This window comes from Oceanisphaera sp. (genome assembly GCF_048268965.1).
Classification (GTDB): Bacteria; Pseudomonadota; Gammaproteobacteria; order Enterobacterales; family Aeromonadaceae; genus Oceanimonas.
In genome coordinates this window covers 73,146-93,800 of sequence record NZ_JBLWUK010000008.1, presented here as the reverse complement: position 1 = coordinate 93,800, position 20,655 = coordinate 73,146, and the positions used below count along the sequence as shown (strand labels likewise).

At 57.4% G+C, this 20,655-nt stretch carries 16 protein-coding genes and 4 tRNA genes; 9 read left to right on the top strand and 11 right to left on the bottom strand.

What is annotated here, in order from left to right:
* The first annotated feature begins 177 nt into the window (after positions 1-177).
* The gene (locus ACN0VL_RS06090) at positions 178-1,083 is read left to right on the top strand and encodes a TIGR01777 family oxidoreductase (protein WP_417615525.1); all 906 of its coding nucleotides are present in this window, start codon (positions 178-180) and stop codon (positions 1,081-1,083) included.
* Positions 1,084-1,122: 39 nt separating this feature from the next.
* Here ACN0VL_RS06090 and ACN0VL_RS06085 read toward each other — a convergent pair whose 3' ends face one another.
* Entirely contained in the window at positions 1,123-3,546 is a 2,424-nt protein-coding gene (locus ACN0VL_RS06085; protein WP_417615523.1) for an ABC transporter permease, read from the bottom strand.
* Entirely contained in the window at positions 3,539-4,222 is a 684-nt protein-coding gene (locus ACN0VL_RS06080; RefSeq protein WP_417615521.1) for an ABC transporter ATP-binding protein, read from the bottom strand. Before ACN0VL_RS06080 ends, ACN0VL_RS06085 begins: the two co-directional genes overlap by 8 nt.
* Between ACN0VL_RS06080 and ACN0VL_RS06075 the strand changes: the two genes are divergently transcribed.
* On the top strand, positions 4,221-4,829 hold the full coding sequence (locus tag ACN0VL_RS06075) for an arylesterase (protein WP_417615519.1): 609 nt from the start codon (positions 4,221-4,223) through the stop codon (positions 4,827-4,829). The genes ACN0VL_RS06080 and ACN0VL_RS06075 overlap by 2 nt on opposite strands.
* A 142-nt stretch (positions 4,830-4,971) precedes the next feature.
* Here the strand turns inward: ACN0VL_RS06075 and ACN0VL_RS06070 are convergent.
* The 5 genes from ACN0VL_RS06070 to gltX form a co-directional block, all read right to left on the bottom strand.
* A tRNA-Ala gene (locus tag ACN0VL_RS06070) sits at positions 4,972-5,047 on the bottom strand.
* A 21-nt stretch (positions 5,048-5,068) separates the two neighbouring features.
* Positions 5,069-5,144 (bottom strand) — tRNA-Ala (locus ACN0VL_RS06065).
* A 39-nt stretch (positions 5,145-5,183) separates the two neighbouring features.
* Positions 5,184-5,259 (bottom strand) — tRNA-Ala (locus ACN0VL_RS06060).
* Positions 5,260-5,307: 48 nt separating this feature from the next.
* Positions 5,308-5,383, bottom strand: a tRNA-Ala gene (locus tag ACN0VL_RS06055).
* A 251-nt stretch (positions 5,384-5,634) separates the two neighbouring features.
* Positions 5,635-7,047, bottom strand: coding sequence for a glutamate--tRNA ligase (gltX, locus tag ACN0VL_RS06050; RefSeq protein ID WP_417615517.1), 1,413 nt, complete (start codon positions 7,045-7,047; stop codon positions 5,635-5,637).
* A 259-nt stretch (positions 7,048-7,306) separates the two neighbouring features.
* On the opposite strand from gltX, the gene ACN0VL_RS06045 reads away from it, so the two are divergent.
* On the top strand, positions 7,307-7,834 hold the full coding sequence (locus ACN0VL_RS06045; protein WP_417615515.1) for a LysM-like peptidoglycan-binding domain-containing protein: 528 nt from the start codon (positions 7,307-7,309) through the stop codon (positions 7,832-7,834).
* Between the two features lie 81 nt (positions 7,835-7,915).
* Here the strand turns inward: ACN0VL_RS06045 and ligA are convergent, their stop codons facing one another.
* Both ligA and zipA read right to left on the bottom strand, forming a co-directional pair.
* The gene (gene ligA, locus ACN0VL_RS06040; RefSeq protein WP_417615513.1) at positions 7,916-9,949 is read right to left on the bottom strand and encodes an NAD-dependent DNA ligase LigA; all 2,034 of its coding nucleotides are present in this window, start codon (positions 9,947-9,949) and stop codon (positions 7,916-7,918) included.
* Positions 9,950-10,011: 62 nt separating this feature from the next.
* Complete coding sequence (gene zipA / locus ACN0VL_RS06035) at positions 10,012-11,046, bottom strand: cell division protein ZipA (protein ID WP_417615511.1); 1,035 nt, start codon at positions 11,044-11,046, stop codon at positions 10,012-10,014.
* A 375-nt stretch (positions 11,047-11,421) separates the two neighbouring features.
* Between zipA and cysZ the strand changes: the two genes are divergently transcribed.
* Positions 11,422-12,183 (top strand): sulfate transporter CysZ, encoded by a 762-nt coding sequence (gene cysZ / locus ACN0VL_RS06030; RefSeq protein ID WP_417615509.1) that lies wholly within the window; start codon positions 11,422-11,424, stop codon positions 12,181-12,183.
* Here the strand turns inward: cysZ and ACN0VL_RS06025 are convergent.
* Complete coding sequence (locus ACN0VL_RS06025) at positions 12,147-12,695, bottom strand: DUF882 domain-containing protein (protein WP_417615543.1); 549 nt, start codon at positions 12,693-12,695, stop codon at positions 12,147-12,149. The two genes, cysZ and ACN0VL_RS06025, sit on opposite strands and share 37 nt — an antisense overlap.
* Positions 12,696-13,032: 337 nt before the next feature.
* Entirely contained in the window at positions 13,033-14,619 is a 1,587-nt protein-coding gene (locus ACN0VL_RS06020; RefSeq protein ID WP_417615507.1) for a L,D-transpeptidase family protein, read from the bottom strand.
* A gap of 315 nt (positions 14,620-14,934) precedes the next feature.
* On the opposite strand from ACN0VL_RS06020, the gene cysK reads away from it, so the two are divergent.
* From cysK to ACN0VL_RS05995, 5 genes are all read left to right on the top strand, one after another.
* Positions 14,935-15,909, top strand: a complete 975-nt coding sequence (cysK, locus tag ACN0VL_RS06015) for a cysteine synthase A (protein ID WP_417615505.1) — start codon at positions 14,935-14,937, stop codon at positions 15,907-15,909.
* Between the two features lie 269 nt (positions 15,910-16,178).
* Positions 16,179-16,688 carry a PTS glucose transporter subunit IIA gene (gene crr, locus ACN0VL_RS06010; protein ID WP_417615503.1) on the top strand — a complete coding sequence of 170 codons (510 nt, stop codon included), beginning with the start codon at positions 16,179-16,181 and terminating at the stop codon, positions 16,686-16,688.
* Positions 16,689-16,763: 75 nt separating this feature from the next.
* Positions 16,764-17,042 carry an HlyU family transcriptional regulator gene (locus ACN0VL_RS06005; protein ID WP_417615501.1) on the top strand — a complete coding sequence of 93 codons (279 nt, stop codon included), beginning with the start codon at positions 16,764-16,766 and terminating at the stop codon, positions 17,040-17,042.
* Positions 17,020-19,110 carry a tRNA(Met) cytidine acetyltransferase TmcA gene (locus tag ACN0VL_RS06000; protein WP_417615499.1) on the top strand — a complete coding sequence of 697 codons (2,091 nt, stop codon included), beginning with the start codon at positions 17,020-17,022 and terminating at the stop codon, positions 19,108-19,110. The genes ACN0VL_RS06005 and ACN0VL_RS06000 overlap by 23 nt, the downstream gene beginning before the upstream one ends.
* An 87-nt stretch (positions 19,111-19,197) precedes the next feature.
* Positions 19,198-20,547 carry an alanine/glycine:cation symporter family protein gene (locus ACN0VL_RS05995; protein ID WP_417615497.1) on the top strand — a complete coding sequence of 450 codons (1,350 nt, stop codon included), beginning with the start codon at positions 19,198-19,200 and terminating at the stop codon, positions 20,545-20,547.
* The last annotated feature ends 108 nt before the right edge of the window (positions 20,548-20,655 follow it).

The following is a 20,655-nucleotide window of genomic DNA, read 5'->3' as shown; positions in this document are numbered from 1 at the left end:
GGTAATCTACAGACTTACTCACAGTTTATGTGGATAACCTCGGCGGCCAGTCTCTTTTTCGGGATAAGTCCCGCCCTTCTTTAATATCCTCTGCAACCCTCTTTTACCCCGATAATGTATTACCCTTTAAGGTGCTGCTAACCTGTATGCAGGCTGGGCAGGTGGAGGACTGGAATCATGAACATATTGCTGACCGGTGGCACCGGCTTTATCGGCCATCGCCTGATGAGCCACTTGCGGCCCCATCATCAAGTGACAGTATTAAGCCGTACGCCCGACAAGGTGTACCAGCGACTGGGCCACGATATCCAGGCGCTGGCATCGCTGGACAACCTGGAGAACCTGGATCAATTTGATGCGGTGATCAACCTTGCCGGCGAGCCCATCGCCGACAAGCGCTGGACCCAGGCCCAGAAGACACGCATTTGCGAAAGCCGCTGGCAGATCACCGAACAGCTGGTAAGCAAGCTAAAGGCCGGCCAGAACCCGCCCAGAGTACTCATCAGCGGCTCGGCCGTGGGATTTTATGGCCGCCAGGGCGAGGCCTTGGTCGACGAAGACTCCAATCCTCATCCTGAGTTTAGCCACAAGGTGTGTGCCAAGTGGGAGCAACTGGCGAATGAAGCCGCCAGTGAGCACACTCGAGTCTGCTGCATTCGTCTGGCCGTAGTGATGGGGTCCGAAGGTGGCGCACTCAAGAAAATGCTGCCCAGCTATCGCCTGGGCCTGGGGGGGCCCATGGGGAGCGGCAAGCAGTATATGTCGTGGATCCATATTGATGATGTCGTGGCCTTGCTCTTGTTTTTGCTGGAGCATGAAAGCTGTCAGGGTCCCTTTAATGCCGCCGCCCCGGATCCAGTCACCAACGAACAATTCAGCCGCACCCTGGCCCGCGTATTGAACAAGCCTCATTTTATGCGCATTCCCGCCTGGACCATGCGGCTGTTGTTTGGCGAAATGGCCGACTTGCTGTTAACCGGGCAAAGAGTGATGCCGGTACGGCTCCAGAAAGCCGGTTTCTATTTTCGTTACCCCACCCTGGAAAAAGCACTCAAGGAAACCCTCAAATACCGTGAGGGGTGAGGGGTTTACTCCTCCCGCCTCACTCCTCACGTTCTAAATTCACCATTCTCGTAATCTGTACATCAGGGTGCCACTGGTAATACCGCCCATTCTGCCTGCCAGCAACAAGAGGGTCGCCCCCAGAACAGGAAGCCCGACCCACAACGCCGGGTGTGGCTGCCATGCCAGGCCCAGCCATTGGGGCAAGAGCACCGCCACGCACAACTCAACGGCCAATGCCGCCGCCAGGCCCGAGACCAGACCCGCCGCCAGCCATTCCCAGCGTAAAGAGGCCTTCAGTAACTTCTCGCTCGCCCCCAGGGTGCGCAGCAAGACCAGCTCGCGCTTGCGACTGTCCAGGGTGGTTTCCAGCTGCGCCAACAAAACCAGCACGCTGGCGCCGGTGACCAACGCCATTAGCACCAGCAGGGCCTGACTGACCTGGGCCAGTACCTCCCGCAGCTGTTGCAACAGCGCCTCAACATCCAGCAAGGTCATGGTGGGAAAGGCACGAATAAGCTCCACCTCCAATCCCTGTTGCTCGGGGGGCAGATAAAAGCTGGCCAACCAGGTAGCCGGATAAGTCGCCAGCACATCGGGGCTGAAGATCAGATAGAAATTGGGCTTCATGCTGTCCCAGTCGACTTCCCGGATATTGCGCACCTCGGCCGAAACCGTCTGGCCGGCCAGGTCCAGCGTGAGCTTGTCGCCCAGGCTCAGCTGCAAGCGCTCGGCCAGCCCAGATTCCACCGAGACACTGTTGGGTGAGCTACTCCAGTCACCTTGCAACAGGCGATTGCCCGTGGGTAGCAGCTCGCTATAGGTCAGATTCAACTCTCGGCCTACGCCGCCACTCTCTCCGCTATCCACGTCGGACACTGTGGACTTATCGTTAATGGCACTTAAGCGTCCGCGCACTATCGGGTAAAACTGCGAACGCGCCAATCCGGCCTGATCCAGCCGCTCGCGCAGCGGATCCAGCTGGTGGCTGGCAATATTGATCAGGAAGCGATTGGGGGTATCCGGTGGCAGCCGCGCCAAAAAGCCATCCACCAGTTCGCCACGCACCACCCACAACAAGGTGCCCAGGAACAACGCCAGCGCAATGCCGCCAAACTGAAGCAGGGTCGCCAGTCGTGCACGCTGCAAGCGGCTGACTGCCAGCCGAAAGCCGATGCCACCGCCGCTGTGGCGTACCAGGGTCAACATTAGCCAGCACAAGCCGCCCAACAGCCCCACCAGGGCAATCAGGCCCACCAGCAACCCCACTGCCAGCTGCCAGGCACCGGCAAACACCCAACTCAGAATAAAGGTGCCCCCCAGCAAGATCCCCAGACTCCAGCCCGGAGCAATATGCGCCTCGGCTTCATTGCGCAGCACCCTCAAGGGTGGCACCTTGAGCAGGCGTGCCATGGGCACGATAGACAGCATCAGCGTGGTCAGCAGCGCCAGCCCCATGGCCACCGCAAAGGGGGTTAGGGAGGGCGGAGGCAAGGGGATGGCCAAGGCCTCCCCCAGGCTCAGCAAAATCAGCTTGTGCAGCCCGTAGCCCACCACAGCCCCCAGTAACGAGCCCATGAGGAGCAGGCTCAGCAGCAAACGGGTCAACCAGGCAAACAGCTGCCGCCGACTGGCACCCAGCGTTTTTAACAATGCCATGCGATCCTGCTCGCGCCGCGAAAAATAACCCAGGGCAATGGCCATCGCCAGTATGCCCAGCAGCACGCCAATCAGGGAAGCCAGACGAAAGAACTGCTCGGCCCGCACCAGGGAGCGCGCCACCGGTGTATCTGAGTTATGGGGGCCACGCCAGTGCTGCCCTTGTTGTAATTGGGGCTCCAGCCAGGCGCCATAGGCGGCCAATGGTTCAGGCTCTCCCTTGAACAGATAACGGTAGCGGACGCGGCTGCCGGCCATGTGAATGCCGGTGGCGGCGACATCATCAATATGGATCAGGGCCCGGGGCGCCAGCAATGCCGGAGAAAAACCCTGATCCGGCTCTTTGAGCAATTCGCCCGCCACCTTGAGCCGGGTGTTACCCAACTCGACACTGTCGCCTGTGCTCAGCTGCAACAAAGCCAGCAATCGAGACGATAGCCAGATAGCCCCCGGCGTGACCGGCTGCTCGGGCATGAGTTGTAATTCGCCATAAAACGGAAAGGCATTATCCACGGCGCGCACACTGGCCAGCTGCAGTTGGTCACCGGCAAACAGCACGCTTTGAAACGACTGAGTGCGCGATACTGCCAGCCCCTGATGCTCGGCTTCAGCCAGCCAGGCCGGTTCTGCCGCACGGCTGCCCGATAATACGCGGTCGGCGGCAATATAATCGCGCCCCGACAAGGTCAGCGCCTGATTCAAGCGGTCGGCGACCAGGGTCACGCTGAGTATGCTGGCCACGCTTAATGCCAGCGCCAGCAAAAACAGCCGCAGGGGGCCGCGCCCCACTTCTCGCCATACCAATCCCCAGCCCAGACTACGCATGGTGTTCCTCCAGCCGACCGGCGGTCATCACCAGGCGCCGCTGGCAACGCTTGGCCAGCGCCTCGTCGTGAGTCACCATCAACAAGGTGGTGCCGTGGGTACGATTCAGCTCAAACAACAATTCGATGATTTGTGCCCCGGTGTGATGATCCAGGTTGCCGGTGGGTTCATCGGCCAGCAAAATATCCGGCTGGGTCATAAAGGCGCGGGCAATGGCCACCCGCTGTTGCTCACCGCCGGATAACTGGCTGGGGAAGTGCTGCATGCGTGCCGACAACCCCACTTGCTCCAATAATTGGCGGGCGCGCCGAACACTGTGTTTTTGCCCTTGCAGCTCGGCGGGCAGCATGACGTTTTCCAGCGCCGTTAGCGTAGGCAGCAGTAAAAAAGACTGAAACACGAAACCAATGTGCTGTCCGCGCAATCGAGCCCTTTGCTCTTCATTTAAAGCAGACAGCCACTGTTCTTTAATGGCAATATCACCTTCACTGGCGCTATCCAGTCCGGCCAACAGCCCAAGCAGCGTCGACTTGCCCGAGCCCGACGCGCCGACCAGCGCCACGCTTTGCCCGGCCTTGACTTCAAAGCTGATCCCCTCAAGGATGGTCAGTGACTGCTCACCAGGCCGGACCCTGTGCCCCAGCTCGGCAACCTTGATAATTGGAGAAACTGTCATGCCTCGTGTCCTTCTGCTACTCGTGCTGTTAGTGTCGTTTGTCACCCATGCTAACACCGTCTTGATTCTGGGGGACAGCCTCAGTGCCGGTTATCGCATGAATGCCCAGCAAGCCTGGCCACAGTTGCTGGCCCGGCAATGGCAAGCGGAAAACCGCCAGGTCGAGCTGATTAATGCCAGCGTGAGTGGTGACACCACTCAGGGCGGCTTGCAGCGTCTGCCCTCTTTACTGGAGCGTCATCAGCCGAGTCTGGTACTGCTGGAGCTGGGCGGTAATGACGGTCTGCGCGGCCTGCCACCGCCCCTTATTGAAAGTAACCTAGAACAGATGATCACGCTGGCCCATCAGGCCGGTGCCAAGGTCATACTGACCGACATTCAGTTGCCCCCCAATTATGGTCGCCGTTACTTGCAGCAATTCAGCGCTATTTTTGCCCGTTTATCCGACGCGCATCAACTGCCGCTACTGCCGTTTTTTGTGGCCCCCTTGATAGGCGAGAACGGCATGATAATGGACGATGGCATTCACCCCACCGCCGATGCCCAACCGCTGATCGTGCGTCAGGTTCATGCCTTTTTGACGCCCTATTTGAAGGATAATGGGTGAAGGAGTGAGGAGTGAGGAGTGAGGAGTGAGGAGTGAGGAGTGAGGGGAAAAGCGTGAAGGGTGAGACGTTTCCCTTCGCGCTTCACAGCCATAAAAAAGCCGCTGCAGTGATGCAGCGGCTTTTTCTGATTCCACAAATAAGTGGTGGAGCTACGCGGGATCGAACCGCGGACCTCTTGCATGCCATGCAAGCGCTCTCCCAGCTGAGCTATAGCCCCTAAATTCGGGTCAGATTGTTTTGGTGGAGCTACGCGGGATCGAACCGCGGACCTCTTGCATGCCATGCAAGCGCTCTCCCAGCTGAGCTATAGCCCCAAAACAATGCTGTTTAACTGGTATTCATTTTTTGCCATTTGGTGGAGCTACGCGGGATCGAACCGCGGACCTCTTGCATGCCATGCAAGCGCTCTCCCAGCTGAGCTATAGCCCCATTTGGCAGATCTAACTATATTTTACTTACTCTATTACATTCGATAAGTGGTGGAGCTACGCGGGATCGAACCGCGGACCTCTTGCATGCCATGCAAGCGCTCTCCCAGCTGAGCTATAGCCCCGCTTATCTTCCGTCACGGCGTTAAACCGTTCGAGCGAGGCGCATAATAGGCAGCCGGCTTTTTCCTGTCAACCAAAAACTATAAAAAGCCATTCAACCAGTCACTTTTTGAACGCCTTGGCGAGATTGTCATCAATTCCGGCTCGAACCGGTAACAACCGCTGGCAACGGCAGGCTGTCGGCGGCCAGAAAAACCCAAAAAAATGGCGCTGTAGCAAACAGCGCCATTTCTCTTACCGTTTTAGCTTTGCTTTAGCCTTTGGCGCGCTCTTCAATAAAGGCCAGCGCCATATCGATGCGTGCCAGAGTTTGCTCTTTGCTCAGCAAGGCAATCACGCCATCAATGGCGGGGGACTGGCCTGCGCCCGTCACGGCCACGCGCAGCGGCATTCCCACCTTGCCCATGCCCAGCTCCAGTTCGGCGGCGGCGGCATTGATTTGCTCGTGAATCGCCGGTGCCTGCCAATCGGCCAGCTCAGCCAGCTTGCTGCGTACCAGGGTCAGTGGCTCTGCCGCTACCGGGCGCAAATGCTTTTTGGCGGCGGTCGCATCAAACTCGCTGAATGCTTCGAATAGATAACGGCTTTGCTCGGCCATTTCCTTAAGGGTATGGCAGCGCTCTGCGTACAGGGTCACCACATCAGCCAGGCTGGGGCCCTGTTCGGTGGCGATGCCTTGATCCTGCATGTGCCACAGCAGGTGCCCGGCCACTTCACTGGCTGGCAATGACTTGATGTAATGCTGGTTCAACCACAATAACTTATCGGTATTAAAGGCCGATGCCGACTTGCTGATGGCATTCAGCGAAAACAACTCGACCATTTCTTCCAGCGAGAATATTTCCTGATCCCCATGGGACCAGCCCAAACGGACCAGATAGTTGAGCAGCGCCTGAGGCAAATAGCCGTCGTCGCGATATTGCATTACGCTGACCGCGCCGTGACGCTTGGACAACTTGGCACCGTCGTCACCCAGGATCATGGATACATGGGCAAATTCGGGTACCGGAGCGCCCAGGGCCTGATAGATGTTGATTTGGCGAGGGGTGTTATTGATGTGATCTTCCCCACGTACCACATGGGTGATCTCCATGTCCCAGTCATCGACCACGACGCAGAAGTTATAGGTAGGTGCGCCGTCGGTACGACGAATGATGAGGTCGTCCAGCTGATCGTTCCCGATCTCAATGCGGCCACGCACGTGGTCATCAAATACCACAGTGCCTTCGGTCGGATTTTTAAAGCGGATCACACAAGGCGCATCGGCAGCCTGCTCATGCTCGCCGTGGCGGCAGTGGGCGTCGTAGCGTGGTTTGACCCCTTCGGCCATTTGTTGTTCACGCAAGGCATCGAGCCGCTCGCGGGAGCAATAACATTTGTAGGCTTTACCTTCGGCCAGCAGCTGGTCGATCAGGGCATTGTAACGGTCAAAGCGCTGGGTTTGATAATAAGGCCCCTCTTCCCAGTTCAGCCCCAACCAGTTCATGCCCTCCAAAATGGCATCTATGGCTTCCTGAGTCGAACGCTCCAGGTCGGTATCTTCAATGCGCAATACAAACTCACCCTGCTGGTGACGGGCATAAAGCCAGGAGTACAGGGCAGTACGGGCACCACCGACGTGAAGAAAGCCGGTAGGGCTGGGAGCAAACCGCGTTTTAACTGTCATTCTTTCTGCCTTAGCTGGTAAATGAAGCCCAAATGGATTTGGGTTAAACCCCAAATGAACTTGGAAAAATAAGGTAACGGCTATTTTAGCACCCGAGGCAAAGGGGTTAAACGCTTTGTCATCTTCAAATGCTGAGCTGATGGTAGACAAAAGTTGTCGCCGTCTCAAAGGGGGCCACTGTCACCGCTTGTCGAGCCTGCGCACCACAGATACACTGAAGCCCAAGAGGTGTCTATTCATGTCTAGAAGAAAAACCGCAATGAAACGGAACGAATCCGAGTCTTTCGCCAGTAAGATCAACGCCCTGACCCTGCCCGTTCGTCAGGGTATCGGTCGTGGGCTAAAAGGCTGGCAGCGAGTGCCCAGAATACACAAGGCAGGGTTATGCATTTTAATCCCGCTCTGGTTGCTGTTATTGGCATGGCAGCCGGCCCCCAAACAGGCCCCGACTCCCGTGAGTGGCAGTTTAAGCCTGTCGCTGGCTCCCGCCGTCAGCCGCGATATTCCGGTGCCCGACGGCGGTAAACGTATCGATCATACCCTGGCCCAGGGGGAAACCCTGGCCGCGCTGTTTCGCCAGTGGCAACTGCCGGGGACCGATCTCGTGGCCCTGATTCGTGCCGAGCCCTCGTACAGGCCGTTAAGCAACTTGCGAGCGGGGCAGGATGTGACTCTGGTCGTGAATGGCGATGGTCGACTGCATTACCTGGAAGTCAACGACAAGGGCCTGCTGCTCAACGCCTTTCGCCGCATGGGCCAGGAATTCAGCGTCGTCACCACGCCGTAACAACAGCTGGAAGCCGTCAGCGATAAGCTGGAAGAAAAACACCGAGTCTGTGGCTCGGTGTTTTTCTTATTGCTTCAGGCTTCAGGCTTCAAGCTTTAATAACGCCAGCAGGCCGTCTTCGTCGAGAATGGGAATCTCCAGCTCCTGAGCCTTTACCAGCTTGGAGCCGGCGGCTTCTCCGGCAACCACACAGCTGGTTTTGGCCGACACCGAACCGGCTACCTTGGCGCCCAACGCCTGCAGTGCCGCTTTGGCATCGCTGCGCGAGAGCTGCGTCAGGGTACCGGTTAGCACAAAGGTTTGCCCCGCCAGGGGTTGGGCCTCTGCGGCCACTTTCTCTATGGTGGGCCAATGCAGGCCACAGCCCCCTTCGGCTTGCGGGGTGACCAATGCCTGCACTACGTCCTGGTTTTCCGGCTGGCGAAAGAAGTAGTACAAATGCTTGGCTACAATCTCACCCACGTCGGGCACTTCCAGCAGGCTGTCGACCTCGGCCTGCATCACAGCGTCCAGAGTCAAAAAGTGCTGAGCCAGGTTATTGGCCGTGGCCTCGCCGACTTCGCGAATGCCCAGGGCATACAAGAAGCGGGGCAGCGTGGTTTCCCGTGACTTGTCGAGGGCGGCCAGCAACTTGCTGGCCGACTTGTCGCCCATTCGCTCCAGCCCCAGCAGGGCCTCGTGAGTTAATGAGAACAGATCGGCGGGGGTTTGAACGAGCTCCAGATCCACCAGCTGTTCGATCACCTTGGTGCCCAGGCCTTCGATGTCGAGCGCCTTGCGCGATGAAAAGTGCTTGATGGCCTCCTTGCGCTGGGCGGCACAAAACAGGCCACCGGTACAGCGCGCGACGGCCTCGCCCTCTATGCGCTCTATGTCTGCCGAGCAGACAGGACAGTGCTCGGGAAAGGTGACGGCACGGGCGTCTGCGGGGCGTTTTTCCAGCACCACCGCCACCACCTGCGGGATCACGTCACCGGCGCGGCGAATAATGACGGTATCACCAATCATGACTCCCAGGCGCGCAATTTCATCGGCGTTGTGCAGGGTTGCATTAGACACCACCACCCCGGCCACCTGCACCGGAGCCAGTTTGGCAACCGGCGTGACGGCACCGGTACGCCCCACCTGAAACTCCACGTTCAGCAGTTCGGTGAGTTCCTCCTGGGCCGGAAACTTGTGCGCCGTGGCCCAGCGCGGCGCGCGGGCCACAAAGCCCAGCTGTGCCTGCAGCGCCAGATCATCCACCTTGTAGACCACGCCGTCTATTTCATAAGGCAGCTGATCCCGGCGACGTAAAATATCCTGATAGTAGTGCTCACAGCCCTCGCGCCCCTGCATGCGTTTGACTTCCGGGCTGACCGGCAGCCCCCAGCCCTTAAGGCGTTGCAGGGTGGCAAAATGACTGTCCGCCAAAGGCTCACCCTCCACCAGCCCCACGCCATAACAGTAAAACGACAGCGGACGCCTGGCGGTAATGCGCGAGTCTAACTGGCGCAGACTACCGGCGGCGGCGTTGCGCGGGTTGGCAAACACCTTGTCACCCTTGGCTCGGGCCGCCTCGTTCATGGCCGCAAAACCGGCACTGGGCATAAAGACTTCGCCCCGCACTTCCAGCCGTGCTGGCCAGTCTTTGCCTTTCAGCTTGAGCGGAATGGCCTTGATGGTACGAACGTTCTCGGTAATGCCCTCCCCCGTGCTGCCATCGCCGCGGGTGGCCGCCTGCACCAGCTGGCCGTGCTCATACAGCAGACTGACCGCCAAACCATCCAGTTTGGGCTCACAGCAAAATTCCACCGCAGTGGTGTGTCCGAGGCGCGACAGCAGCCGCTTTTCAAAGGCGGCCAGCTCTTCATCACTGAACACGTTATCCAGCGATAACATGGGCAGCGCATGGCGCACCTCAGGAAACGCCGACACTGGCGCGCCGCCCACCTTCTGGCTGGGGGAGCTGGCATCCAGTAACTCGGGGTGGGCTTGCTCCAGTGCAATCAGCTCTCGCATCAGCCGGTCATATTCGGCATCGGGCACCGTGGGGGCGTCGGCGATATAGTATTGCTCGTTATAACGTTCGAGTTGCTCACGCAAGGCAAGGATCTGGGCTTTCGCATCATTCATGGCAGGGTTCCGCTGAAACAAAAAGTGCGGCCAATGGCCGCACTTGAATCTTAAAATAAAGGTTACTGTGCCTGGCTATCGAAGTCTCGCAGCTGCTCGCGACAGCGTGCCAGATAATCGGGTCCAAGTGGGCGGCGCTCGGCATCCAACAAGAGTCCATCCAGCCCTTCGGCCATACTTTCGGCGGCCTGTATCATCAGATTAAACTGGTTTTTCGCCATGCCAGGCTTGGGCAGCTGCATGAAAATGGACACTCCGGGCGTACTGAACTCACTCATGGCGTCCGGGTTGAAGGTGCCGGGCTTAACCATATTGATTAAGCTGAACAGCGGCTCCCCCTGGGCGCCAGCGCTCTGGTAACGATGAAAAATGTCCATGTCGCCAAAGCTGAACCCGGCTTCGGTCAGGGCCCGCATCAGGTCGTTGCCCGTTAGTTGTTGATTGGGCTGGGCAACCAGGTTAATCACGTACACATCCTGCCAGGTCTTGGGTACCTTGCGCAGCGGCGCTGGCGCCGGTTCGGGTTCAGGCGTTTCCTGAACTGCCGGCTCGGGCTGCGGTGCAAACCTCGGCTCGTCGGACTCGACAGCACCCGACAGCGGTTCAGGCTCGGGGGCATCCCGGTTCGGCTCATCAAACAAAGGATCAATTTCACCCTGCTGATACTGACGAGCACGCAGCTGTGCCTGGGTTTCAGCCGGGTTTGGGGTGCCAGCTGCGCTATTATCAGCTTCATTGGCAGCAACCGCACTGCGGGGTGGCTGAGGGGGCAAGCCCAGGCTTGGCTCGTCTTCATCGTCATCGTTGATGGCAGAAAAATGCGGCGTCTGGTGCCAGTCATCTGCTCTGTCGGCTTCACCAGTAACGGGGGCCGCCTGGCGCTTGCTGCCGGCCACGCTTATCTTGCCAATACCGTCGCGATCAAAACCGTCCAGGTCGCCGGAGGTATTGTCCGCCCCTGTGCTGGCGACTTTGCCAATGGGTTTTTCGCGTATGGGCTTTTGCCGCCCTTTCTGGCTGGTCCACAGTCCGTGGATCAGCAAGGCAGCAATGGCCACCGCACCCAAAATGATCAAGATAATTCGCAAATCCTGCATTATCGTTTCTCTAATTTTTTGCTTATGTTAAAGCCATGTCGCCGACGCAAGCAGATACAGCATGGCTTGAACCGGAATGTTATCGAAGACAACAACAAGGGTATGTTTACCATCAGGGTTTGACAAGAGTCATCTGGGGGAGGATGGGAGAAAAAACGGCATTTTGTTTGTTTTTACCTACCAGAGGGCGCCTTATTACGGCCAACTAGCCGGCTTAGTGAATAAAACGAGCAAATAACAACCACCCGCAAGGCCAGCCGCGGCTACGACAAACTGCTTCGTTGCCACTTTCATTATCTCACTCTACGGCGATAACAGGCTTGGCAGCCTGCAGCCGGCTCTCTAAAATGTTCTTTTTTATCAAGGAAGTCTTTTATGTCTGCCTCTTACCATGTGGCCAGTGGCCCACAGTATCTGCTCAGGGGCCTCTCTCTGATTGGGGAACGGGATTTACGGCTGTTTGTGCTGATTCCCCTGGCGATTAATCTCTTGCTGTTTAGCGGGGCATTTTATTGGTTTTACCTACAGCTTGATCAGCTGTTTGCCTGGTTAGAAGAAGCAACCCCCAGCTACCTGCAATGGTTGAGTTATCTGCTGTGGCCCCTGGCCATTATTACCATTACCGTGGTGTTTTCACTGCTGTTTACCAGTGTGGCCAACTTTATTGCCGCCCCCTTCAATGGCCTGCTGGCTGAGCGGGTAGAGCTGAAACTAACAGGAACCGCGCTGCCCGACTCCGGCTGGCTGGATCTGATAAAAGACACCCCGCGGATGCTGGCCAGAGAAATGCACAAGATGCTGTATTACCTGCCCAGGGCACTGGGGTGTTTGCTGCTATTTTTAGTGCCCCTGTTTGGGCAAATGCTGGCACCGCTGATCTGGTTTGCCTTCAGTGCCTGGATGATGGCGATCCAATATTGTGATTACCCTTTCGATAACCACAAAGTCGATTTCGATGTCATGCGCCGCTCTCTGGGAGAAAAGCGCCGGCTCAGCTGGGGGTTTGGTGCCAGCGTCGCCATTTGTTCCGGCCTGCCGGTCATTAATCTCCTGATCATGCCAGTGGCGGTGTGTGGCGCCACCGCCCTGTGGGTGGATCATTACACCCAGCTGCGCACCGGCCCGGTATCCAGGTGAACGAAATTGGAGCGGGGATAATAGCCCACACCGCCGACTTTCAGTTCTAATGCCGCCTTGCGCACTTGTGACAGCGGTACTCCGGGCAGGCGCAAGTCAATGGCCTGCCCTGTCATGTGATAGCTCTTCTTCGCCACCCCACTGCTGTTACGACGCAACATGGCGTTGGTAGCAGGAGAGCGGTAGCCGGAAATAATCTGGATCTCGCCGGCTTTACCGAGTCGGTGCTGCAACAGAAACAGCTGGTCGAACAGCTTGGGATCTATGTCGTGCTTTTCGTTTTGACGAAAATCACGCATGACGTAATTAAAGGTCTCCAGGCCTTCTTTCAGGTAGCGCCCATCTTCCCAGAAGTTGGCGGTTACCTGTTCGCCGGTATGCAGGTTGCGCATACTCAATTTACGCACCGGCGCCGACAGGCTGGCCTGCGCCGATAGCGGCAACATGGCAGCCAGACCGACGCCGCCCATGCCCATCAAAAAACGGCGTCGATTCACGCCTTGCTGCTGTATATCCGGTTGTTGCTCTCTGGGTTTTGCAAAATCAAACATATTCCAACTCGTTGTTTTAAGTACCACACTGGCGCATCAACCGCATCAAGCTCCGTTGTTCATCACGACTCGACATTAAAAAGGAAAAGCAAAGGCCGCCATTATCGGGAACTGGCCTTTGCTTTGACTGTAAGTGTTCGGCTATCGGACGATATGCGCCACATTAAACAGCGGAGAAAGTACCCTATAACCGGCTGGAAAACCAACATGATTTCGTTATAAAGACGGCGCGAGCGGTCTCCTTTACAGGAAGATCGCTCGCGCCAGTTTCGTTTGAAAACGGTTATTGTCTGACCGTTTATCCCGCAGCGAAGGGACTTTTCACCCCTTCGTCAAAATCGTAAATATCATGGCGAAAGTGAAGGGCGCCGTCCGGGCCTAACCAGCCAGGCCAGTACACCATAAACAATGGCAAGGGCTTGGCCACCCTGACCCAGCGGGTTTCCGGGTTGGCTTTCAAAGCCGCCAACCGGCTACTGCTCAGCTGATCCTGCAACAGCCAGTTGGCCAGCTGTTCGGCGCCGGCTACCCGTACACAGCCGGAGCTCAAGTCTCGACTGTCCCGGCCAAAGAGGCTGCGCGAAGGGGTATCGTGCAGATAAATGGCATTGCTGTTGGGTAAATGAAACTTGTAGGCCCCCAGCGCATTGCGGCTGCCGGGACGCTGGCGCAAGCGATAGGGGAAGCCACCGCCTCCTTCCAACCGTGCCTGCCATATAAAGCGGGGAACCACGCCGCCCCCGTCGAGCACTTCAAAGCCTTCACGCTCTATGTAGCCCGGATCGCGGTACAGCCTGGGCACTATGTCTTTGTTGATAATGGATCGCGGTACGTTCCAGGGCGGGTTGAACACCACATTGGTAATAGTGCTGGCCATGACGGGGGTTTTGCGTTCATCGCGCCCCACTATCACATCACTTTCCAGCACCAGCACCTGATTCTGGTACAGCCGCAGCTGATATTCAGGGATGTTCACCAGCAAATAGGAAGCCGGCAGCTCGTCGCCGATCAGGGTTCTCATCATGCTGCGCATCAGCAGTTGTGAGCGTTTCAGCGGCGAAGTATCCAGCCAGGCATAGGTTTTCGGGCCAATCACGCCATCTACCGTTAGTCCGTGCCGCTGCTGAAAACGCCGAACCCCCTGTTCCAGTTCTGCATCGTACAACTGGGGGTCACTAAACGGGCTGGCTGCAAGCGAACTGCCGCTATCAGCAAGAGATGTACTGCTGGCCGCCTCTCCCCGGGGGGCGAGTGTGGTCACCGCCTCTTCGGTCAGCGCCACGTCTTCGGGAACACCAGTCTCATCCAGTACCAGATCCAGATCCGGCACCTCAGCCAGCTCCACCTCCATGGCGCTGGGCAGGTCACCAAGCAAACGCAGTCGCTCGCGGATCGAAGTGACCACAGGCAGGCGATCGCCGGGGCGGACAGTGGTGGTGTGTAACACCGGCCAGGGAACCTCTTGCAGCTCCAGCAAGCGTGCCAGTTGCTGCTGCAGCTGGGCATAATTGGCAAAGCCGGGCGTCAGCCCCTGCACCAGTTGCCAGCGGCGCTTCAGCTGTCCGGCCAGCTGCAGGTTGGCCCGGTCGGCTTCTGAAAACGACAGCTCGGCGGTTCGGGTCTGCAAATATTGTCGCTCAATAAAGGATAAGTTTGACCAGTGCCGCCAGAAGCTTTGCAAGCCAAGCAGCAGGCGATCGTCTGCGATATCCGAGGCGCTCTCTTCTGCCACCGCCTGCTGCCACCATAGCGTGAGTTTGGGATGTACATCGGCCAGCGCTAACTCCAGCCCCAGCTGATGTAACTGTTGTCGCGCCTCGGGCTCATCCTGCCAGCTGCTCGCGAATGCACTGCCAATGCCAAAAGACAGTAATAGCCAAAGCACGCATGCGGCCCGATACCTTTTTATCAGCTTGCTGCCTATCATCTCAATGTCCGCCTTATCCCCTGAATAACCACTTTGATTGGCTTCGATAATATCTTTGCCATATAACTGAAGAATACTCCGCCTGTCGGGGGCTGGGTATAAAACTTCCCGTCAGCGCTCTTCCCCCTGGGATCAACCTATGACAATGGAATATCATTTTATCATTTAATAACATATGGTTATAACAATTTGTCACTTCTCATTCTAAACAGAAGGGTTAAGCTGACTGTATATCAATAATGATGGCACTAGCGAACAGTAGGGATAGTCACGATGAGCAAAATTTTTGAAGATAACTCTCTGACCATTGGACAGACGCCTCTGGTTAAATTAAACCGCGTCAGCACTGGCCGTGGCCATGTTCTGGCAAAGATAGAAAGTCGCAACCCCAGCTTCAGTGTGAAATGCCGCATTGGTGCCAACATGATCTGGGATGCCGAAAAGCGCGGCGAGCTGGTGCCAGGCAAAGAGCTCATTGAACCCACCAGCGGAAATACCGGCATTGCGCTGGCATTTGTGGCGGCGTCTCGTGGCTACCCCATTACTCTGACCATGCCCAATACCATGAGCATTGAACGCCGCCAGCTATTGAAAGCCCTGGGTGCCAACCTGGTACTGACCGATGGTGCCAAAGGCATGAAAGGCGCCATTGAAAAAGCCATGGAGCTAAAAGAAACGGCCCCCGATAAGTTTGTACTGCTACAGCAGTTCAACAACCCGGCCAACCCGGAGATTCATGAAAAAACCACCGGCCCCGAGCTGTGGGACGATACCGACGGCGACATTGATGTGTTTGTGTCCGGCGTGGGTACCGGCGGCACCCTGACCGGCGTGTCGCGTTATATCAAAAACACCAAAGGTAAAGCCATTACCACGGTCGCGGTTGAACCTGTCGAGTCTCCCGTTATCACTCAGGCGCTGGCCGGTGAAGAGCTCAAGCCGGGCCCGCATAAAATTCAGGGCATAGGCGCGGGCTTTATTCCCGGCAACCTGGACCTGTCCTTGATTGACCGCGTCGAGCAGGTGAGCAGTGAAGATGCCATAGAGATGGCTCGCCGCCTGATGAGTGAGGAAGGCATACTGGCCGGTATCAGCTCCGGTGCCGCCGTGGTTGCCGCAAGCCGACTGGCCGAACTGCCCGAGTTTGCCGACAAGACCATAGTGGTCATACTGCCCAGCTCCGGCGAGCGCTATTTAAGCACCGCCTTGTTCCAGGGTATTTTTACCGAGCAAGAGCTGCAGGCTTAACACAGACCGGGCCCAGACACGCTATTGGTGTCAGTCTCACTCACGCGCGAGTCGTCTTGATAGGCGGCTCGCGTTTGTGTGTTTCTTTCGCCGGTGAAGGTTTGGCGCCTTTGTTCCCGCCGTCTTTGCGGTATCGATTCGCTTTTTTGCCTTAACATCACTTAAGATATTGTTTTTAGCTCATCTTTTTTAACCAAACTAGCTACTTCTTTCTCTTGGGAAAGCCCGTCTGTTATCATCATCATTAAATAGTGCCAGGAGCTGATATTATGGGTCTGTTCGATAAATTGAAAAGAATGGTGTCTGACGAGTCAGTAGACAGCAGCGGCATCGACATTTTTGCCCCTCTCTCCGGAGAGCTGGTCGCCATTGAAGAAGTACCGGATGTGGTGTTTGCCGAAAAAATTGTGGGTGATGGCATCGCCATCAAGCCCAGCGGCAATAAAATAGTGGCGCCGTTCAACGGCACCATAGGCAAGATTTTTGAAACCAACCATGCCTTTTCCATCACCTCAGACTCGGGCATCGAATTGTTTGTGCACTTCGGCATCGATACGGTAGAGCTGAAAGGCGAAGGCTTTACCCGCATTGCCGCAGAAGGTCAGCAGGTAACCACCGGCGACCCCATTATCGAATTTGATCTGGCCTTGCTGGAGGCGAAAGCCAAGTCGACTCTCACGCCTATCGTGATTTCCAATATGGATGAAATAAAAGAAATCACCAAACATACCGGTGCCGTCAATCTGGCAGCCGACGTCATACTGACAGTCAGAAAGTAATACCACCTCGGTCAGGCCAATGATGCTGAACAGACGCCACCCCCGGCGTCTTTTATCTATTTTAAGGTCATTATCATGTTTAACTGGCTAAAACGCCTGGGCCGGAAAGAAGCCGCGCCCTCTGCCGGCTTCGCGCAGGAAACTTATCAGGGCTTCGCTATTCATCCCGAGCCCTTGCCAGACGGCGGACAATACCGGCTGCATGGTCGTATTACCCGGCTGAATAACGGAGAGCTGCAAGAATATCGCCTGATCCGCGCCGACTTGCTGCCCTCGGCCGAGCTGGCCGCCGAGTTAATGGTGGCCAAGGCCAAGCGAATGATAGACGAAAATGGCAGCCGCCTGTTTGACTGAGTGGCAAACCTGGCGCCAGCAGCTACTGCATAACGGCGAGCGACGGCTGCTGGTGCTGGCCGGTAGCCAGACCTGGGCCATGGCCCAGGCCCGCCGGCTTGGCAACGTCTGTCACTCGCGCCAGCTGTGGCTGGGCCAGGCTGAACCCGGGCAGGCAGCCCTGCCAGTCAACAAGTTTCAAACCGCCCTGGGCCAGGAATACGACAGCCTGGTGTTCAACGCCTTCAGCGGCCTGCACCCAGATGCGTTTGGTGCCGCGGCCGGTACCCTGGTCGCCGGTGGCGTCATGTTGTTACTCTGCCCACCGCTGACCGACTGGCCAGAGTATGCCGACCCGGATCTGGTGCGCTATGTGGCGCAACCCGAACAGGCGGAGGGGCTGGACAGCCCTTTCTTACGGCGCTTTGTACGACAACTGCAACAGGACGAGTCCGTTCTTGTCTGGCAGCAAGGCGCGCCCTTTCCTCCCCTGCCCCCATTGTCATCGACGCCCTGGCAACCGGCACGAGACCGCCAGGGCTGTTTGAACAGCCAGCAGCGCAATGCCCTGGCCCACATGCTGCGCTGCGCCCGTACTCGTACCCCTCTGGTCCTGACGGCAGACAGAGGGCGCGGCAAGTCGAGCCTGCTGGGGCTGGCCGCCCACCGTTTACTGCAATCCGGGTTGAAGGTGTTGCTGACGGCGCCCAATCACCATGCGCCGGCTCAGGCCTTGCATCACTGTGCCAGCCCGCTGCGTTTTGTTGCGCCCGATGCCCTGCTGGCCGAGCAACCCGCCGCCGATATGCTGCTGATTGATGAAGCCGCCGCCATTCCGGTCCCCATGCTGCTCACCCTGGCCAGGCGCTATTGCTGCATCTTTGCCAGCACAGAGCACGGCTACGAAGGCACGGGCCTGGGCTTTCAACTCAAATTTCAGCCCAGGCTGAATACCCTGTCCCCGGGCTGGCGCAAGGTGCACATCAAGACCCCGGCGCGCTGGAGCCCCCGTGACCCGCTAGAGCCCTTGGTGTTTCGGCTGCTGGCGCTTAATGCCGCCCCCGTCGCGCCCCCCCGCTCTCGCTCAGATGATTCAACGCCGGCCGGGGCCGACCCGCTCAGATTTTGCTGGGTAACCCGCGAGATGCTGCAAAACGATGAGCCCTTGTTACAGCAGCTGTTTGGCCTGCTGACCCTGGCACATTATCAAACGCGACCCAGCGATCTCCGGCAACTGCTGGATGCCCCCGATCTCCGGTTGGCCGTCACCTTGCAGGGCAATATTCCTGTGGCCGTGGCGCTGGTCATCCGGGAGGGGCCTTTACCGGCCGCACTCAGTCAGGGGGTCTGGCGCGGTCAGCGGCGCCCTCGCGGCCACTTGCTGCCGCAATCGCTGGCATTTCATGGCGGCCTGGCCCGAGCCTGCCAATTTACCTACCAAAGGGTGATGCGCATAGTGGTGCACCCGCACTGTCAGCAACAGGGGACCGGCAGCCGGCTTTTGCACTGGTTACAGCAACACTTGCCGCAACAGACAGGCTGCGACTTCATCGGTACCAGTTTTGGCGCCAGCCCCTCCTTGCTGGCATTCTGGCAGCAGAACGGCTTTTGGGCCGTGCGCCTGGGTCAAAGTCGTGACGGGGTCAGCGGCCTGCATGCGGTCATGATGTTATGGCCCTGCTCTGCGGCAGCCAAGCACACCCTGCCCCTCTGGCAAGGGCAGTTTAGTGCCAACCTGCAGGCCTACCGTCAGGGTAGATGGCCAGAGGAATTGAACGCCATTTATCAGGCGCTTGACCTGCTTCCCCCTGGTGTCACCGAGCAGCAAGACAGCCACATCGCCCGTGATTTTGCCTTTTATCACCGAGACTTAAGCTGCGATCAGCCGGCGTTATCCCGCTTTGTGGCGACCCATGCGCCCTTGCAGCCCTTGTCTGATCGTCAGCAGCAATTGCTTGCGGCTCTACTGACCCCGGGCGCCTTGCCGGCCCAGACTGCCAGAGAGCATGGCTTGTCCGGTCATAAAGCCGCCATTACTCAGGCCCGACAATTGCTGCAGTCTTTTTTTATGGTTCCATCCGAAACATAAATCTATTATTCTTTTCCTGAGATAACGACTAGGCTAGTACAGGAAAGTCTTCTAAATACAACATTACTCACTCTAGGAGTGCTGCAAATGGAATTGCTTACCAACATATTAAGCGCCATAAACGGGGTAGTGTGGGGTGTTCCCATGCTGATCGGTATTTTAGGGCTGGGGCTCTATCTGCAACTGGGCCTGGGGCTCATGCCCATCCGCAAGCTGGGTACCGGCTTCAAACTGTTATTCAGCAAGACAGAAACCGGCAGCGGTGAAATTTCACCGTTTAACGCCTTGATGACGGCACTGGCCGCCACCATAGGGACGGGTAACATTGCCGGGGTTGCCACCGCTATTTTCTTTGGCGGCCCGGGTGCCTTGTTCTGGATGTGGATGACGGCACTGGTCGGCATGGCCACCAAATATGCCGAAGCCGTGTGTGCGGTTAACTTTCGTGAAACCGATAAACTCGGTAACCACGTGGGCGGCCCCATGTACTACATCAAGAACGGCCTGGGTGCCAAGTGGGCCTGGCTGGGCGTGGCCTTTGCCATTTTTGGCGGCATAGCCGGCTTTGGTATTGGTAATACGGTGCAGGCCAACTCGGTCGCCGATGCACTGGATGCTTCCTTCGGCTTATCGCACACCACCACAGGTATCGTGCTCATGGTACTGGTGGGTCTGGTATTGATTGGTGGTATTCGCTGGATTTCGGAAGTGGCGGGTAAACTGGTGCCCCTGATGACGGTGGCCTATTTTTCCGCCGGCCTGGTGGTACTGGCCATGTACTTTGCCGAGCTGCCTGCCGCATTTGGCCTGATTTTCGAGCACGCCTTTACGCCGATTGCCGCTCAGGGCGGGTTTGCCGGTGCCGCCGTATGGATGGCGATTCGCTTCGGTGTGGCCCGTGGGGTTTTCTCCAACGAAGCCGGCCTGGGTAGCGCGCCCATCGCCCATGCCGCCGCCAAAACCGACAACCCGGTACGTCAGGGCCTGATTGCCATGCTGGGCACCTTTATCGATACCATTATCGTCTGTTCCGTCACCGGCCTGGCCATTATTGTGACCGGTAGCTGGACCAGTGGTGAAGCCGGAGCGTCGCTGACGACCCTGGCCTTCTCGCTGGCCATTCCCGGTGGCGAATACATCGTATCGGTCGCCCTGGCGATATTTGCCTTCACCACCATTCTGGGCTGGAGCTTCTATGGCGAGAAGTGTGTGCAGTTCCTGTTTGGCGTCAAGGCCATAGTGCCGTTCCGTATTGCCTGGGTACTGGCACTGCCTATTGGCGCCACTCAGTCGCTGGAGTTTATCTGGCTGCTGGCGGACACGCTTAACGCCATGATGGCCATTCCCAACCTGATTGCCCTGGCCCTGTTAAGTCCGGTGGTGTTTCGCCTGACCAAAGAATATTTCGCCAAGCAATCCCCCGTCACCAAGTCTTGACCCTTCAGTGGGGAGCGAGCCAGCCTCCTCCCCACTTTCTGTTCACCGTTTTTTCATCCATGCCTGATATACTATGCTGTGTTCAGCTTATTTTCAGGACCCAATCAC